Annotated in this window: 13 protein-coding genes and 1 pseudogene; 10 read left to right on the forward strand and 4 right to left on the reverse strand. The window is 66.8% G+C overall.

The genetic code is table 11. The features are described from left to right. Positions 1-8: 8 nt before the first annotated feature. A complete protein-coding gene (locus EC839_RS13530) occupies positions 9-1,427 on the forward strand; it encodes an MFS transporter (RefSeq protein WP_007160192.1) in 1,419 nt (472 codons plus the stop codon). A gap of 13 nt (positions 1,428-1,440) precedes the next feature. On the opposite strand, the gene EC839_RS24955 is transcribed toward EC839_RS13530, so the two are convergent. The 3 genes and pseudogenes from EC839_RS24955 to EC839_RS13540 all read right to left on the reverse strand — a co-directional run bounded on the left by EC839_RS24955 (position 1,441) and on the right by EC839_RS13540 (position 6,636). Then, positions 1,441-2,481 (reverse strand): methyl-accepting chemotaxis protein, encoded by a 1,041-nt coding sequence (locus tag EC839_RS24955; RefSeq protein WP_372237656.1) that lies wholly within the window; start codon positions 2,479-2,481, stop codon positions 1,441-1,443. A 138-nt stretch (positions 2,482-2,619) separates the two neighbouring features. Further along, positions 2,620-3,072: pseudogene (locus tag EC839_RS24960) on the reverse strand (MCP four helix bundle domain-containing protein); the annotation flags it as partial. 93 nt (positions 3,073-3,165) lie between these two features. Beyond that, a complete protein-coding gene (locus EC839_RS13540) occupies positions 3,166-6,636 on the reverse strand; it encodes an acyl-[ACP]--phospholipid O-acyltransferase (RefSeq protein WP_007160190.1) in 3,471 nt (1,156 codons plus the stop codon). A 268-nt stretch (positions 6,637-6,904) separates the two neighbouring features. Here EC839_RS13540 and EC839_RS13545 point away from each other — a divergent pair, with 268 nt between their 5' ends. Further along, entirely contained in the window at positions 6,905-7,114 is a 210-nt protein-coding gene (locus EC839_RS13545; protein ID WP_007160189.1) for a cold-shock protein, read from the forward strand. 417 nt (positions 7,115-7,531) lie between these two features. On the opposite strand, the gene pap is transcribed toward EC839_RS13545, so the two are convergent. Beyond that, a complete protein-coding gene (gene pap / locus EC839_RS13550) occupies positions 7,532-9,016 on the reverse strand; it encodes a polyphosphate:AMP phosphotransferase (protein ID WP_007160188.1) in 1,485 nt (494 codons plus the stop codon). 199 nt (positions 9,017-9,215) lie between these two features. Here pap and EC839_RS13555 point away from each other — a divergent pair, with 199 nt between their 5' ends. The 8 genes from EC839_RS13555 to EC839_RS13590 all read left to right on the forward strand — a co-directional run bounded on the left by EC839_RS13555 (position 9,216) and on the right by EC839_RS13590 (position 16,102). Beyond that, positions 9,216-10,181 carry a CHAD domain-containing protein gene (locus EC839_RS13555; RefSeq protein ID WP_007160187.1) on the forward strand — a complete coding sequence of 322 codons (966 nt, stop codon included), beginning with the start codon at positions 9,216-9,218 and terminating at the stop codon, positions 10,179-10,181. Positions 10,182-10,256: 75 nt separating this feature from the next. Continuing rightward, positions 10,257-10,520, forward strand: a complete 264-nt coding sequence (locus EC839_RS13560) for a PepSY domain-containing protein (RefSeq protein WP_007160186.1) — start codon at positions 10,257-10,259, stop codon at positions 10,518-10,520. Between the two features lie 116 nt (positions 10,521-10,636). Then, positions 10,637-11,476, forward strand: coding sequence for an STAS domain-containing protein (locus tag EC839_RS13565; protein ID WP_007160185.1), 840 nt, complete (start codon positions 10,637-10,639; stop codon positions 11,474-11,476). Between the two features lie 10 nt (positions 11,477-11,486). Next, the gene (locus EC839_RS13570; protein ID WP_007160184.1) at positions 11,487-11,912 is read left to right on the forward strand and encodes an STAS domain-containing protein; all 426 of its coding nucleotides are present in this window, start codon (positions 11,487-11,489) and stop codon (positions 11,910-11,912) included. A 4-nt stretch (positions 11,913-11,916) separates the two neighbouring features. Continuing rightward, entirely contained in the window at positions 11,917-12,270 is a 354-nt protein-coding gene (locus tag EC839_RS13575; RefSeq protein WP_007160183.1) for an ATP-binding protein, read from the forward strand. Further along, positions 12,267-13,247 carry a SpoIIE family protein phosphatase gene (locus EC839_RS13580; RefSeq protein ID WP_007160182.1) on the forward strand — a complete coding sequence of 327 codons (981 nt, stop codon included), beginning with the start codon at positions 12,267-12,269 and terminating at the stop codon, positions 13,245-13,247. The genes EC839_RS13575 and EC839_RS13580 overlap by 4 nt, the downstream gene beginning before the upstream one ends. Then, positions 13,240-14,997: an ATP-binding protein gene (locus EC839_RS13585; protein WP_007160181.1), complete on the forward strand. Its 1,758-nt coding sequence runs from the start codon at positions 13,240-13,242 to the stop codon at positions 14,995-14,997. Before EC839_RS13580 ends, EC839_RS13585 begins: the two co-directional genes overlap by 8 nt. After that, positions 14,990-16,102, forward strand: a complete 1,113-nt coding sequence (locus EC839_RS13590; protein ID WP_007160180.1) for a response regulator — start codon at positions 14,990-14,992, stop codon at positions 16,100-16,102. Before EC839_RS13585 ends, EC839_RS13590 begins: the two co-directional genes overlap by 8 nt. The last annotated feature ends 94 nt before the right edge of the window (positions 16,103-16,196 follow it).

Raw genomic sequence — 16,196 nt, forward strand, 5'->3', positions numbered from 1 at the left:
AGCGTCCCATGACCCCTGCGTCCTCGGCTTCGGCCACTGCCCTGCCCGCCTCCCAGCGGGCCGCCGCCCTCTCGGCGCGTCTCGATCGCCTGCCGGCCACCCGCAGCCTGTGGCGCCTGGTGGCCCTGCTGTCCATCGGCGGTTTCTTCGAACTCTACGACCTGTTCCAGACCGCCTACATCAGTCCCGGGCTCCTGCGCGACGGCGTCTTCCAGACCGGCGCGGCCGGGGTGTTCGGGGTCTCCGACCAGGCCGCCTTCGCCGCGGCCACCTTTCTCGGCCTGTTCGTCGGTGCCAGCCTGCTCAGCCCCATCGCCGACCGCTTCGGCCGCCGGGCGATCTTTACCTGGGCACTGGTCGGCTACACCCTGGCGACCCTGGCCATGGGTCTGCAGACCACCGCCCTGGGGCTGATCGCCCTGCGCTTCCTGGTGGGCATCGGCCTGGGCCTGGAGCTGGTGACCATCGACGCCTATCTGTCGGAGCTGGTGCCCAAGGCCATGCGCACCTCGGCCTTCGCCTTTGCCTTCGCCCTCCAGTTCCTCTCGGTACCGGCGGTGGCGCTGCTGTCCTGGTGGCTGGTGCCCCAGGCGCCGCTGGGCATTTCCGGCTGGCGCTGGGTGGTGCTGTCCAGTGCCGTCTTCGCCCTGTTCATCTGGTGGCTGCGCCAGCGCCTGCCCGAATCGCCGCGCTGGCTGGCGCAGCAGGGCCGGCTGGACGAAGCCGAACAGGGCGTGGAGCGCCTGGAAGCCGCCTGCCAGGCCGACAGCGGCCAGCCGCTGCCGCCGCCCGCGGCGATCGTCGAAGAACGCGCCGTGAGCGCGCGCTTCGCGGCGCTGTGGCAACCGCCCTATCGGCGCCGGGTGATCATGCTGATCGTCTTCAACCTGTTCCAGGCCATCGGCTTCTTCGGCTTCGGCAATTGGCTGCCGGCATTGCTCTCCGGCCAGGGCGTAAGCCTGACCCACAGCCTGGGCTATGCCTTCGTCATCACCCTCGCCTATCCGGTGGGGCCGTTGCTGTTCGTGCGCATCGCCAATCGCTTCGAGAACAAGTGGCAGATCGTCGGCTCCGCCCTGGGGACGGTGGGCTTCGGCAGTCTGTTCGCCCTGCAGCAGGGCGCCCTCGGCCTGATCCTTTGTGGCGTCGGCATCACCTTCTGCAACGCCTGGCTGACCTTTGCCTTCCACTCCTACCAGGCGGAGCTGTTTCCCACCGCCATCCGCGCCCGGGCGGTAGGCTTCTGCTATTCCTTCAGCCGGCTGTCGACGGTGTTCAGCAGCCTGCTGATCGGCACCCTGCTGGAGCGCCTGGGCACACCGGGCGTGCTGGCCTTCATCGTCGCCAGCATGCTGATCGTGGTGCTGACCATCGGCCTGTTTGGCCCGCGCACCCGCAACCGGGCGCTGGAAGACATCGCCCGCTGAGGCAGGCCCGCGGTCAGAGGCGGAATTGCCGGACCGCGCCGTTCAGGTCGCCGGCCAGGCGCGCCAGGTCGGTGCTGGCGGCGGCGGTCTGCTCGGCCCCGGCGGCGTTCTGGGTGGAGAGGTCGCGGATGCTGGTGAGGTTGCGATCCACTTCACGCGCCACCTGGGCCTGCTCCTCGGTGGCCGCGGAAATGCTCAGGTTGCGCTCGTTGATCTGCACGATGTGGCGAGCGATCTCGGCCAAGGCCTCGCCGGCGGCGGCGGCCACCGTCAGGCAGGCACCGGCCTGCTGATTGCTAGTGGCCATGGCGTCCACCGCCTTGCCGGCGCCGCCCTGGATGGCGCCGATCATGTCCTCGATCTCGCCGGTGGACTGCTGGGTACGGGCCGCCAGGGCACGCACCTCGTCGGCCACCACGGCAAAGCCACGCCCGGCCTCACCGGCGCGCGCCGCTTCGATGGCGGCGTTGAGCGCCAGCAGATTGGTCTGTTCGGCGATGCCGCGGATCACGTCGAGCACCCCGCTGATGCGCTGTACCTGGCCCGCCAGGCCGTCGATCTCGCCGCTGCTGGAGGCCACCGCGCTGTGCAGGGCATGAATGGTGGCGAGGGTTTCCTCGACCCGGCGCTGGCCGAGATCGGCCGAGGTGCGCGAGTCCTGGGCGGCGGCGCTGGCGGCGGCGGCGTTGCGCGCCACCTCCTCCACCGCGGCGGTCATCTGGTTGACGGCGGTAGCCGCCTGGGCCAGTTCGTCGTTCTGCCGCTGGATGCCGCGCAGCCCGGTCTCGGTGACCGTCGACAACTCTTCGGAGGTGGACGCCAGGGTGGTGGACGACAGGGTCAGCCGCTCCAGGGTAGCGCGCAGGTTGTCCTGCATCCGCGCCATGGCTGCCAGCAACCGGCCGGGTTCGTCGCGCCCGTCGGGCTCGATCGTCCGGCTGAGATCGTTGGCAGCGATGCGCTCGGCCACCGCCAGGGCTTTTTCCAGCGGCCCGGTGAGGCTGCGGGTAAAGCGCCAGGCCAGCAACAGGGTACCGGCCAGGGCCGCCACCATCACCGCCACGGTGATGGCGATGGCATTGTGGTAGCTGGCCATGGAGGCGGCGGCCAGGCGCGTGACCTTGCCATCGACAAGCCCGGCGAGTTCGTTGACGGTGGCGCTCAGGGCATTGCCACTGTGGGCCATCTCGCCGTCCTGCCCGGCCAGCTTGAGCAGCTCGGCATCGTTCTGGTCGTCCAGCGCCTTCAGATAGCGGTTCTGGTTGTTCAGGTAGGTGGCCAACTGGCCGGTCATCCGGGTGTAGACCTCACGCCCCTTGTCGGTGAGCAGCAGGGCGTCGAACTGGCGCACGTGCTGTTCCAGGGTGGCCTTGGCCGCCTCGATGGCCTTGTGCACCGCCTGGGTCTCGGCGTTGGAGGTGGCCAGCATCAGGCCCTGGTTGTGCATGCGCAGACTGAGCAGGTCGGCGCGGATCTCGCCAATGGTCTGGACGCTGGGGATGACGTTGCCGACGATCTGCTCCTCGCTCTCCTTGATGACGCGATTCTGGCCCAAGGAAAACAGCCCGAGGCCGATCACCAGCAGGGCGAAGAAACCAAAGGCGACCAGGGCCCGCGGGGCGATGTTGAGGGAGCGTAGTTTCACCGGAAAACCTCGAAAACATGATTAGCCCCCTCATGATCGGCCAAGCGGCGCCAGGCTTTAGGGTTCGCCGGCGCCGGATGGACGAATTACCGCCTAAACCTCCTCCGACTCGTTTAACCGCGTCTGCGCCAGGCGTTTCGCCCCGGCCACGTCGGCCTTGCCGGCCCCCAGTTTCGGCAGGCTGTCCACCGCCAGCCAGGCCGAGGGCAGCAGCAGCCCACCCACCCCCTGGGCCAGCAGGGTCTTCTCCACCGCCGCCGCGTCCAGGGTGCCGGTATGCAGCACCACGATGCGCTCGCCCTTTCTGGCATCCGGCAGATTGACCGCCTGCAGCTCGATCTCCGGATCGGCCACCGCCCTGGCCAGAGCCTGCTCCACAGCGCCCAGGCTGACCATCTCGCCACCGATCTTGGCGAAGCGCGAATAGCGATCAACGATGGTGAGAAAGCCGTCCTCGTCCAGCCGGCCCTGGTCGCCGGTCACGTACCAGCGCTCGCCCTCGATCTCACGGATCGCCTTGGCGGTGCGCTCGGGATCGTTCAGGTAGCCCTGCATTAGCTGCGGCCCGCCGATCAGCACCATGCCGGCTTCGCCGGTGGGCAATTCGGCAAAGGTCTGGGGATCGACGATCTTGAAGCCGGTCCCCGGCAGCGGCATGCCCACGGTGCCGAGCTTGCCGCCGCGTTGCACCTGCAGGTAGCTGACGTCTAGGGCATCGGGCAGGTTGACCGAGGCCACCGGGGCGGTCTCGGTGGCGCCGTAGCCCTCGTAGATGTCCTGGTTGAACTTGAGCTTGAAGGCCTCGCGCACCGCCGGATCCAGGCGTTCGGCGCCGGCCACCACGATGCGCAGACTCTCCAGCATCAGCGGATGCACCTTGGTGTTGCGCACGAACAGCCGCAGGAAGGTCGAGGTGCCGCAGAGCACCGTGGCGCGATGGGTCGCCACCGCCTTGGCGATGCCGGCCACGTCGGTGGGATCGGCCTGGCAGACCACCGGCACCCCCTCGATCAGCGGCAGGAACTGGGTCACCGTGAGACCGAAGGCGTGGAACAGCGGCAGCGAGGCCATGAAGACGTCGTCGTCCTGGGTATTGAGCACGTCCGAGGTCTGCTTGAGATTGGCCATCAGGTTGCGATGGCTGAGCATCACCCCCTTGGGCGTGCCCTCGCTGCCACTGGAGAAGAGGATGGCGGCGGTGGCCTCGGGATCGTGGGCGCGACTTACCAGCACCTGCAGCATGGCGGTGGGCAGCAGCCAGACCGCCAGCCAGTTGGCCAGCAACTCGGCCTTGCCGATCCCGGCGCGCAATGCCTCCAGATCCACCACCTCGCGCCCGACGAGCAACTCGTCCACCGGCAGGCCACGCGTGCGCAGGCGGTCGAGAAAGCGCTTCGAGGTGTAGACGGTGCGGATACCGGCCTGGTCCAGTCCGGACGCCAGGGCCTCGGGCGTGGCCGTGTAGTTGAGATTGACCAGGGTCTTGCCGGCCAGCAGCACCGCCATGTTGGCCAGCATGCCGCCGCTGCTGGTGGGCAGCAGCAGACCGAGGTTGGCCTCGGGGCTCTTGCGCATCCGCCGCGCCAGGCAGGCAGCGCCAGTGAGGGCCTGGGCGGCCTTGAGCGGGGCGCCCAGGTCGTCGATCAGCGCCAGGCCATTGGGGCGGCGCTTGACGCTGGCCACCCAGGCATCGGCCAGCGACGGCAGGCCCTGCATGTAGCGCTCCCAGGAGCGGATCGACAGCTCGAAGATCCGCCGCTTGAGCACATCGGCCGGGGTGTCCTTGGGCAACGCCTTGCCAAAGGCCACCACCACTTCGCGGTGCAGCGGACTGTCGCGCAATTCCTTGAGCTTGCTGGAGGAGCGGGAGAACTGGCTGCCCCAGAGACCGCGCAGGTAGAAGGGCACGATCTGCACCTCGGGCCCGACCCGCTCGCAGGCCTTTTCGTAGCCGCGGCGGAATTCGCCGAGTTGCCCGGTGCGGCTGATCGCCCCTTCCGGAAACAGGCAGACCACCTCGCCCGCGCTGAGCAATCCCGCCACCTGCTCCAGCGCCGCCCCGGCACCGTTGCCCTGGGCGATGGGCAGGCAGCCCATGGCCTTGAGGAAGGGCTTCAGGTACCAGCGCTCATAGATCGAGCGCAGCATCACGAAGCGCACCGGGCGCGGACTGGCGATCTGCACCATGGCCCAGTCGACCCAGCTGATGTGATTGCCCAGCAGCAGCACCCCGCCCTGGGCCGGCAGGTTCTGCAGCCCCTGCACCTGGATGCGGTAGTGGCGGGTGACCATCAGGCCGAGCAGAAAGCGCACCAGGCTCTGCGGCAGCTTCCACACCGTGTAGGCGCCGCCGATCAGCGCCACCGCGGCGATCAGCAGCAGCAGCCAGCGACTGTCCAGGCCGAGCAGGGCGATCACCGCGGTGAGCACCAGAAAGCTCAGCATGGCGACGTTCTGCACCCAGTTGTTGGCCGCCAGCACCGTGCCGAGCTGGTCTTCCCGGGCATGGAACTGGATCAGGGCATTGAGCGGAACGATGAACAGCCCGCCCATCAGGCCGATGAAGATGAAGTTGAGCGCATGCACCAGCGCCGAACTGGGCGCCGGCAGCCACCACAGACCGAGGGCGATGCCCAGCGCGCCCACCGGGATCAGGCCGGTCTCGATGCGCCCGCGCGAGGCCCGGCTGGCCAGCGCCGAGCCGATCGCGATGCCAATCCCGGCGCAGGCCAGGATGCCCTGCAGCAGCAGCACGTTGTCGATGCCCAGGTGATCCTTGGCGTAGGCCGGAAAGCTCGCCAGCAGCACCTGGCCCACCGACCAGAACACCGCGAGACCAATGATCGACAGGCGGATCACCGGATTCTCGCCGATCACCGCCAGGTTCTGCCGGGCGCTCTGTAGCCGCACATAGGCATGCCAGTCGAAGGGCGCGCGCGGCCGGGGCTCTTCCAGCAGCGGCAGGCGATAGAGCAGCGCCACCTCGGCCAGGCTGCAGAGCACCAGCAGCCAGCCCAGCGGGGCGATGTCCTGCAGGATGGCGTGGGGCGTAGCCTGGCTCGCGCCCAGGTGCAACTGGAAGAAGGCGGTGAAGACCACGGTGCCGGCGAGGATGGCGATGATGGAATTGGCCTGCACCAGGCCATTGCCCTCGGCCAGCCGCTGCTTGCCGAACAGCGCCTTGATGTAGCCGTACTTGGCCGGCGAATAGAAGGTCGCCTGGATGGCCAGCAGGAGCGTCATGGCGAAGGCCAGCTCGAACAGCCCGGCGTAGTAGGCCAGGGTGATGCCGAGGGTGATGGCCACCGCCGCCCAGCCACCGAGGCGCAGCACCCGCACCTTGGCGAAGCGATCGGCGACATGGCCGGAGGGGCTGAACAGCAGGATGAAGGGCAGCAGCATCATGCCGTTGACCAGCGCGGTCAGCACCACCTGGGTGGAACCGTCATAGACCTTGAACACGGTGTTCTGGATGACGATCTTGTGGCCAAGATCGACGAAGGCGTTGAGAAAGACGGCGATCAGGTAGGGCCAGGCCCCCTTGATCCGGTGCAGCTTGTCCATGCGGAGTCTCTTTCGAGCAGGGGAGCCCGTAGCCTGAGTGAGACGCTCTGACAGCGCAAGCAGCGCCATTGGTCAACAAATATGCGAGTCAGGGCTATACAAGCTCGCGAAAGCGCGTATGGTATAGGCACTGCTACTGCAATAGTTACTCGATACCTGCTTGATGTTGCTTCATTTTCATCTCCTGGCTCGTCTCACTCTCGCATTACAGTCCCGCTAGCGAATGTCTCGCTAACGTGGTTGTTCCCCCTACATCCTGGAGATACTCATGTCCAATCGTGAAAATGGCACCGTCAAGTGGTTCAACGATGAGAAAGGCTACGGCTTCATCACCCCGGAAAGCGGCGCCGACCTGTTCGTGCACTACCGCTCCATCGAAAGCGCCGGCTTCAAGAGCCTGAGCGAAGGCCAGAAGGTCACTTTCGTGGCTGTCAAAGGCCAGAAGGGTATGCAAGCTGACCAGGTTCAAGTCGTCTAACGACTGATCCGGTTGCAGAAAGGCCCCGCTTCGGCGGGGCTTTTTCGTTTCTGGGATTTGGGTTTTGCAGGATGGTCCATCGCTCCGCCACAAAGACGCTGGCTACCCAAACCACCCAAAGCCTCAGGCGCGCCCAACGCCCCTTCCAGCAGGGCGAGCGCAATCGTTGCGTAGGGGGTCGAGCGGCATGGATGCCGCGAGAGTCGCGAGGGCCAGGGAAGGCCCTTCGCGGCGGGCCCCTGGAGCGACGATGGCGGGAGCGGACCCCGGCGCAGCCGGGGCCGGATGGTGGGGCAAGCGTTTTTGCTTACTTTTTTGGTGACTAAAAAAAGTGAGTCGCCCGGCGGGGCGAAACAAAAGTATCCCCAAAGACGATAACGAGCTGAACAACCGCTTTTACCGAAAGCCGGTCTTTACTTACCCCTTGTCATACGCCCGCTCCAACGCCTCATTGAGCGTCCGCACCACCTTCACCCGGGCGAACCTCTTGTCGTTGGCTTCCACCAGTGTCCAAGGCGCGATGGCGGTGCTGGTCTGGACCACCATGTCGTTGACCGCCTGGCTGTAGAGATCCCATTTGTCCCGGTTGCGCCAGTCGTCCTCGGTGATCTTGAAACGCTTGAAGGGCGTTTCCTCGCGAGCGCGAAAGCGCTCCAGTTGGGTGTCCTGGTCGATGGCCAGCCAGAACTTGGCCAGCACGATGCCGGCGTCGTGGAGCTGTTCCTCGAAGTCGTTGATCTCGCCATAGGCCCGCTGCCAGTCGGCGGCGGGCGTCAGTTCCTCGACCCGCTCCACCAGCACCCGGCCGTACCAGGAGCGATCGAAGATGGTGAAGTTGGCCTGCCGCGGAATGTGCCGCCAGAAGCGCCAGAGATAGGGCTGGGCCAGTTCCTCGTCGCTGGGTGCGGCAACCGGGACGATGCGGTACTGACGCGGATCCAGGGCGCCGGTGACGCGGCGGATGGCGCTGCCCTTGCCGGCGGCGTCGTTGCCCTCGAAGGCCGCCACCAGGGCATGGCGGCGATACTTCTTGTCGCGCAGCAGGCGCGCCAGCCGAGCCTGTTCGGCGAGCAGCTGGTCCTCGTAGTCGGCCTTGTCCAGGCGCTGGGTCAGATCCATGGCTTCCAGCACGCCGCGGCCATCCACCGGCGGCGGTACCACGGCGGCGGCCCGGCGCTGCTTGCGCGGCTTGTTGGCCAGGGCGCGCTGCAGCGCCTTGAGCAGCACGGTGCCGACGGTCAGGCTGCGAAAGCGCTCGTCGAAGCCGGGCACCACGTGCCAGGGCGCGTAGTCGTGGTGGGTTCGCCGCACCACCCGTTCGCCCTCCTTGACGAAGCGGTCGTAGACCTTGGCCTGGCGCCAGTCCAGCGGACTGAGCTTCCAGCCCAGGCGGGGATCGTTCTTGAGGTGCTTCAGGCGCTGCTTGAGCTGCGGCTTGGAGAGGTGGAACCAGAACTTGAGGATCAGCGCGCCTTCGTCGGCGAGCATGCGCTCGAAGCGTTCCGCCTGGCCGATGGCGGCATCCAGTTCGACGCGACTGAGGTCCTTGTTGACCCGGCCGTGCAGCATCTGGCTGTACCAGTTGCCAAAGAAGACGCCGGTCCGGCCCTTGCCCGGCAGGCGCTGCCAGTAGCGCCAGGCCGGGGGATGCTGGCGTTCCTCGGCGGTGGGCTGGAGAAAGGTCTCGACGCGGATCAGGCGCGGATCCATCCACTCGTTGAGCAGCTTGACCGTCTCGCCCTTGCCCGCCCCCTCGATGCCATTGATCAGCACGATCACCGGGAAACGGCCCTGCGCCTTGAGTTCGTACTGGGCAGCCAGCAGCGCCTCGCGCAGCTTGGGCAGCTTGGCGTCGTAGGTGGCTTCATCGAGCAAGTGTTCGCTTTCGGCGGCTTCGAACATCCGGATCTCCTTGCGCAGGTGGTCGGGCAACTATAGCCCTTCTGACCCAGCCTGCGGCAGGCGGTGCCCAGCGTCGGGCGGCATGAAGGAAATATGACGTTTAGATGAAATTTGGCATCTCCCGCTGTCGTGGAGGTCTTTCATACCGTTACGCTCCCGCGCAAGCGGGTGCTGCGGTCCACCTATTGAGGAGAGTTCGATGGCCTTTCGTTTCGATGCACGGCAACCGGCTGACGAGGAAGTCCGCCGCGTGGTGACGGATCGTCTGGTGCAGGCTGAAGCGTCCCTGGCGAGCGGTACCCCCAAGGGCGTCCACGAGACGCGCAAACGGCTCAAGGAATTGCGCGCCCTCCTGCGGCTGCTGCACGGCGCCCTGGGCAAGCGCGCCTTCGCCAGTCGCAATCGGCGCCTGCGCGACCTGGGCCGAGAGCTGTCGTCGCTGCGTGACAGCGCTGCCCTGGTGGAAAGCTGGGACAAGCTGGGCGAATCCGACCGCAAGAGGTTCGCCTCGCCGGCCATGAAGCGTGTACGTCAGCGTCTGCAGGAGCGCGCCGACCAGCAGATCGCCGCGGCCAGCGGCCATCCCGAGTTGCTCGAGGAACTGACCGCCATGCGTGAGGAAGTGGCGGGCTGGAAACTGTCCGGCAAGGGCTTTGCCCTCTTCGCCCGCGGCCTGGAAGACAACTACAAGGCCGGGCGCCAGGCGCTCAAGACCGCTCGCGACAAGCCCACCGACGACACCCTGCACGACTGGCGCAAGCGCGTGAAGGATCACTGGTATCACACCCAGCTGCTCGCCGCGGCCTGGCCGGCGGAATTCAAGACGCGGCAGAAGAGCCTCAAGCGCCTGTCGGAATACCTGGGCGATGATCACGACCTGGCGGTGATGCAGCAGTTGCTGGTGGACGAGCCGACCCTGTTCGGCGCCAGCAATACCCGCCTGGCCATCGGCGAAAGCCTGGCCCAGCAGCGTGAGCGGCTGCAGGCGAAGGCCTTTTCCCTGGGCCTGCGCCTCTATCTGGACAAGCCCACCGCCCTTGCCGAGCGCTGGCGGGATCTCTGGCGGCTGGCCAGTCGCCCCTATGCGCCGCGCAAGACCAAGGGCAAGAGCGCCAAGGCTCCTGCCGGACTGCTGCCGCACCTGGTCGAGGAATCGTCAATCTGACGCCTGGACCAGACGGGATTTGTCGCGCGTGGTGGTGGTCCAAGCACGGGCATACCACCACGACGAGGTCTCGCGATGAAATCCAAGCTGCTCGCTTCCCTGTTTGCCTGTTCCGTCCTGGCCAGCACCGCCGCCCTGGCCGATCAGCCCGGCGCCGACTGGATGCCCATGAACGACGTCAAATCCAAGCTCATGGAACAGGGCTACACCTCGATCACCAAGATCGAAGCCGATGACGGTCAGTGGGAAGGCGAGGGCATGAAGAAGGATGGTATGAAGTACGACTTCCATGCCGACGCCAAGACCGGCAAGATCACCAAGGAAAAGATGGACATGTGATCTCCCGGGGATCCGACCACGCGCTCGGATCCCCACCGGCACCTGCCGCCTCTTCCTGCCCGCTCTCTACCCGGTCGGCCCGTCCTGAGCCACCTTCTCGTCACCTAGGAACCCCCATGTACAGTACCGCTTTGGTCGAGCTGCTGCGCACCCACGAGCGGTCGCTGCTCGATGCCTGGATCGGCGCCCAGCGCGCAGCCGGCATGCGCATCGACCTGCTCGATGAAACCACCATCCTGGCCAACTCCGCCGAACTGCTGCGGCGGATCACCGTGGCCGCCGCCCAAGGCCTGGGCAATCTGCGCGAGCCGCACTGGCAGCCGGTGCGCGCGCTGCTGGAGCGCTTTTCCTTCGACCAGAGTCGCGCGGGTCTAACGCCCGCGCAGACGGCGACCTTCGTCTTCTCGCTCAAGGAACCGCTGTTCAACCTGATCCAGAACGAGTGCGACGATCCTCTCGCCGAGATCTGGGCCGCCACCCGGCTGATCGACGACCTCGGTCTGTACAGCATGGAAAGCTTCATGAGCGGCCGCGAGACGGTGATCCGCGAGCAGCAGGAAAGCATGCTGGAACTGTCCACCCCGGTGGTGGAACTATGGGACGGTATCCTGGCCATCCCGCTGATCGGCGCGCTGGACAGCAATCGTACCCAGGTGGTGATGGAGTCGCTGCTGGAAAAGATCGTCCAGACCGAGTCGGACATCGCCATCATCGACATCACTGGCGTACCCACGGTGGACACCATGGTCGCCCAGCATCTGCTCAAGACGGTGACCGCCGCCCGCCTGATGGGCGCCCAGTGCATCATCAGCGGCATCCGCCCGCAGATCGCCGCCACCATCGTTCACCTGGGCGTGGACCTGGGTGACGTCATCACCAAGGCTTCCCTGGCCGATGCCTTCCGCCTGGCCCTGCGCCAGCAGGGCGTGCGCCTGGCCGCCCCGGCAAAGGTCTGAGGAACGCGTCATGATCGAGCGGATTCCGATCCTCAAGCTGGGCCCTTTCCTGCTGCTGAGCATCCAGGTCGACATGCACGACCAGCTGGCGCTGGACCTGCAGGAAGACCTTACCGAGCAGATCGTGCGGCACAAGGCCAAGGGCGTACTCATCGACATCTCGGCGCTGGAAATCGTCGATTCCTTCATTGGCCGGATGCTGTCCCACATCGCCCAGGTCTCGCGCATCCTCGATGCCAAGGTGATCGTGGTCGGCATGCAGCCGGCGGTGGCCATCACCCTGGTGGAACTGGGGCTGTCGCTGGAGGGCATCGCCACGGCGCTGAACATGGAAAAGGGCATGCGCCGGCTGGAAGCCATGGTCGCCGCGGACGAATCGCTGGAGGAGTCAGAGGGTGGCGAAGACACAGACGCTTCCACTCCGCCAGGAGACTGACATCGTGCTGATCCGTCAGCAGGTGCGCAAGGTCGCCGAAGCCATCCGCCTGGGCCTTATCTCCCAGACCAAGATCGTCACCGCGGCCAGCGAGATCGCGCGCAACGGCCTAGTCTACGGGCTGGGCGGCGAGTGCCTGATCGAAGAGACGCTGCGCGCTGGCAAGCCGGCGATCCGCCTGGTGATCCGCGACCAGGGCCCGGGCATCGCCGATCTCGACCGCGCCATGGTCGACGGCTACACCTCGGGCAAGGGCCTGGGCCTGGGGCTGTCCGGTTCGCGGCGGCTGGTGGACGACTTCCACATCGACAGCCAGCCCGGCCAGGGCACTACCGTCGAACTCTGGAAGTGGCGATGAACGACCAGCCGTGCAGCCTGGTGCTGCTGGTAAGCACCAGCGTCCATGTCGATGCCGCCCGGCGCGCCCTGGTCCGGCTGGCCGGCACCGTCACCGCCGACGAAACCCTGCTCGGGCGTCTGACCATCGTTGCCCAGGAGCTGGGCTATAACCTGGTCCGCCATGCCGGACACGGCGAACTCCTGGCCACCCTGAGCGGCGAAGGGGTGCTCGATGTCCTGGCGGTGGATCGCGGCCCGGGCATGCACGACGTCGCCCGCTGCCTGAGCGATCACTACAGCACGGCCGCGACGCTGGGCGCCGGCCTGGGGGCGATCCGTCGGCAGTCCGATGTGTTCGACATCCATTCGCGACCGGGTCAGGGCACCGTGGTGCTGGCGCGCTTCCATCTGGCCGGCGCGCCCGGCAGCCGGTTGCAGCATGGCGCCCTGTGCACGCCGCACCCCGAGGAACAGCTCTGCGGCGACACCTGGGCGGTCAGCGGGCGTCGCCTGCTGGTGTGCGACGGCCTGGGCCATGGCCAGCAGGCCGCCACCGCCAGCCGCCGGGCGCGGGACCTGTTCCTGCGCCATGGCGCACACCTGCCCCTGCAGCGGCTGATGGAGAATCTGCACCAGGCGCTGATGGAAACCCGCGGCGCCGCCCTAGCGCTGGCCGAGCTGGACCCGGATCAGGGCCAGGTGAGCTTTTGCGGCATCGGCAACATCGCCGGGCGCCTGCTGGGCAACACCACACGCAGCCTGGTGTCCAACAATGGCACCCTGGGCTACCGGATCGGCCGGATCCAGACCTATACCTACCCCTGGACGCCCGGCACCCTGCTGGTGCTGAACTCCGATGGACTGACGTCCAAGGTGGGACTGGGCGAGCACTCCGGGCTCGGGGCGCGCCATCCGGCGCTGATCGCCGCCCTCCTGCACCGCGACTTCCGGCGCTCCGCCGACGATGCCACCGTTCTGGTACTCAAGCATGTCTGACGTCTTGCCCCTGCTGACCCTCGCCCTGCACAGCGAGCAGGACATCGTGCACTGCCGCCAGGCAGCCAAGCGCCTGGCCGCGGCGCTGGAGTGGCCGGCGCTGGAGCAGATCCGCCTGGCCACCGCGGTCTCCGAATTGGCGCGCAACATCCACCAGTACGCCGGCAGCGGTCACTTCGACTTCGCCCTGCTGCGTGGCGCAGACCAGCGCCTGCGCGGCCTGGAGGTGCAGGCAGTTGACCAGGGCCCGGGCATCGCCGAGATGGAGGCCATCCGCGCGGGCAGCTATCGCTCCAGCACCGGCATGGGCATCGGCCTGCGCGGCGCCCAGCGGCTGTTCGACGACTTCGACATCCAGACCTCCCCTGCCGGCACCTGCATCACCGCCCGCAAGTACCAGGCGCCGCGGCCCTTTCCCGCGGCGGAGCTGCTCCAGGCTCTGACGGCCGAGCTGCAGGGCAGTCCGCCACCGGATCCCTATCAACAGATCCGCCTGCAGAGCGAAGAGCTGCTGCTGACCAACACCGAGCTGCAATTGCGCCAGGCGGAACTAGAGGTCACCAACAAGGAACTGGAAAACACCAATCAGGGCGTGGTGGCGCTCTATTCCGAGCTGGAAAAGGCCACCCAGGAACTCAAGGAGGCCAGCGAGGCGAAGACCCGTTTCTTCTCCAACATGACCCATGAATTCCGCACCCCGATCAACATCATCGAGAATGTCGCCAAGCTGCTCGCCAGCGGCGTGGACGGGGCGCTCAATGCCGAACAGCAGCGCCAGGTGCGCTTCATCAGTGACGCGGCGCTGGAACTGGCCAACCTGGTCAGCGAGCTGCTGGCGCTGGCCGAGGTGCAGTCCGGCCGCCTGACCATCGTGCCCCAGCCCTTTGCGCTAGCGCCCTTCATCGATCGCCTCGAACAGTTCGCCGCGGCCCTGGCGCCGCGCTATCCCCAGGTCAGCTTCAGCGTCGCCCCGCCGCCGGCCGGGGTGCTGCTGGATACCGACGAGAGTCGGCTGTTCCAGGTGCTGCGTAACCTGATCTCCAACGCCTTCAAGTACACCCCGCAGGGCCAGGTGCGCATCCAGGTGTTCCAGCCCGACGACGCCAGCCTGGAATTCCTGGTGGAAGACAGCGGCATTGGCATCGCGGCGGCGGATCAGCAGAAGATCTTCGAGGAATTCGAGCGCATCCGCTCGCCGCACCTGACCCATATCGAAGGCACCGGCCTGGGCCTGCCCCTGGCGCAGCGCCTGGCCGTGCTGCTGCGCGGCGAGCTCTCTCTCGACAGCGAAGTCGGCCGCGGCAGTCGTTTCACCCTGCGCCTGCCGCGCCACTACGCCAGCCACCGGGCCGCCGAGCCGGAACCCGACCTCAGCGGCCTCACCGTGCTGGTGATCGAGGACAACGAAGGCGATCGCTATCTGGTCCGGCGCACCCTCGAACGCCTCAATCCAGTCCTGCTGGAGGCGGACAGCGCCCGCAGCAGCCTCGACCGGCTCAATGCGGTGCGCCCGGACATCATCATCCTCGACCTCGACCTGCCCGACATCAACGGCGAGGACCTGCTCGCCAGCATGGACTGGAGCATGCACCGGCGGGTGCTGATCAACACCGCCAAGCCCCTCGACGAGGCGGGCCGCCAGCGCCTGCAGGACTACTGCCACGCCATCCTGTTCAAGCACGCACCCGATCACGCCGAGCGGCTGCTGGCCGAGGTCTGCGCCCTGGCGCGGAGTCTGTCCGATGACTAGTGCCCCACACCGTATCGTCATCATCGACGACACCGAGGCCAATCGTTATGTGCTGCGCAAGATCCTCGGCAGCCAGAGCCACTATGAGGTGCTGGAAGCGGCCAGCGGCGCCAGCGGCCTGGCGCTGATCGACGAATCCGTCGAACTGGTGATCATCGACGTCAATCTGCCGGACACCACCGGCTTCGAGCTGATCCAGGCCATCGAGCGCAAGTGCGGCTGGGGCCGGCTGCCGGCCATCATCAACATCTCGGCCACCTTCGTCTCCGGCAGGGACAAGGCCCAGGGCTTCAACACCGGCGCCCAGGCCTACCTGACCCACCCGATCAATCCGGAAGAGGTGCTGGCCACCGTCGGCGCCCTGCTCAAGGCCAGCTCCCAGGTCGGCCACATGGAGCAGCAGCGCAACTCGGCCATCGCCCGCAGCGAGAACCTGCAAGCGGAAAAGGTCATGCTCGAACGCTTCATGAGATCGCTCAACCACGACCTACGCTCGCCGCTCACCGCCGCCACCATGGTGGTCAACCTGATGCAGCGCAATCCGGCGCGGCGGACCGACGATCTGTTGCAGACCCTGCACGACAACCTGCAGCGCATGAACCAGATGATCACCGACGTGCTGGACATCAGCCACATGAGCCTGGGCGGCGGCGTCCGCCTCAGCGGCGATCCGCTGGTGCTGGGTCCGCTGCTGAACGATGCTGCGGCCAATCTGCGCCTGCAGTTCGCCAATCACCTCGACCTGCAGCTGGAGACCCCGGCGCAGGAGGTGCTGTGGGACAGATACGCCTTCCTGCGCATCTTCGACAATCTGGTGCTCAACGCCGCCAAGCACGGCGAGGCGGGAACGCCGATTCGAGTCCGCCAGTGGCTGGCCGACGACCAGGTCATGCTGGAGCTGCGCAACCTCGGCCAGTTTCCCGACGAGGTCCTGGCCAACCTGGCCACGCCCTATTTCATCTCCACCCGCAGCGACAAGCGCGGCTGGGGCCTGGGCCTGCCCATCGTCAAGGCGCTCAGCGAAAGCTTCGGCGGCGAAGCGCGCTTCGCCAACGGCGCGGGGGAAGTGGTCATCACGCTGCACCTACCGCTGCGTTTGGCCTAGAGGCTTTTAGGAAAGCGCAGCATCGCGAGGATTCCTGGCGTCTGTAGCGTGGAAAACCGCGCAGCGTTTTCCACTGGTGCAAGAGAAGGGCTTG

The sequence above is a fragment of the Pseudomonas sp. JUb52 genome, from assembly GCF_004341115.1.
GTDB lineage: Bacteria > Pseudomonadota > Gammaproteobacteria > Pseudomonadales > Pseudomonadaceae > Chryseomonas > Chryseomonas oryzihabitans.

Coding starts and splice junctions, on each gene's coding strand:
- EC839_RS13570 (WP_007160184.1), top strand. CDS start 11,487: ATGATCGAGCGGATTCCGATCCTCAAGCTGGGCCCTTTCCTGCTGCTG.
- EC839_RS13565 (WP_007160185.1), top strand. CDS start 10,637: ATGTACAGTACCGCTTTGGTCGAGCTGCTGCGCACCCACGAGCGGTCG.
- EC839_RS13585 (WP_007160181.1), top strand. CDS start 13,240: ATGTCTGACGTCTTGCCCCTGCTGACCCTCGCCCTGCACAGCGAGCAG.
- EC839_RS24955 (WP_372237656.1), bottom strand. CDS start 2,481: ATGGTGGCGGCCCTGGCCGGTACCCTGTTGCTGGCCTGGCGCTTTACC.
- EC839_RS13540 (WP_007160190.1), bottom strand. CDS start 6,636: ATGGACAAGCTGCACCGGATCAAGGGGGCCTGGCCCTACCTGATCGCC.
- EC839_RS13590 (WP_007160180.1), top strand. CDS start 14,990: ATGACTAGTGCCCCACACCGTATCGTCATCATCGACGACACCGAGGCC.
- EC839_RS13530 (WP_007160192.1), top strand. CDS start 9: ATGACCCCTGCGTCCTCGGCTTCGGCCACTGCCCTGCCCGCCTCCCAG.
- EC839_RS13560 (WP_007160186.1), top strand. CDS start 10,257: ATGAAATCCAAGCTGCTCGCTTCCCTGTTTGCCTGTTCCGTCCTGGCC.
- EC839_RS13545 (WP_007160189.1), top strand. CDS start 6,905: ATGTCCAATCGTGAAAATGGCACCGTCAAGTGGTTCAACGATGAGAAA.
- pap (WP_007160188.1), bottom strand. CDS start 9,016: ATGTTCGAAGCCGCCGAAAGCGAACACTTGCTCGATGAAGCCACCTAC.
- EC839_RS13555 (WP_007160187.1), top strand. CDS start 9,216: ATGGCCTTTCGTTTCGATGCACGGCAACCGGCTGACGAGGAAGTCCGC.
- EC839_RS13580 (WP_007160182.1), top strand. CDS start 12,267: ATGAACGACCAGCCGTGCAGCCTGGTGCTGCTGGTAAGCACCAGCGTC.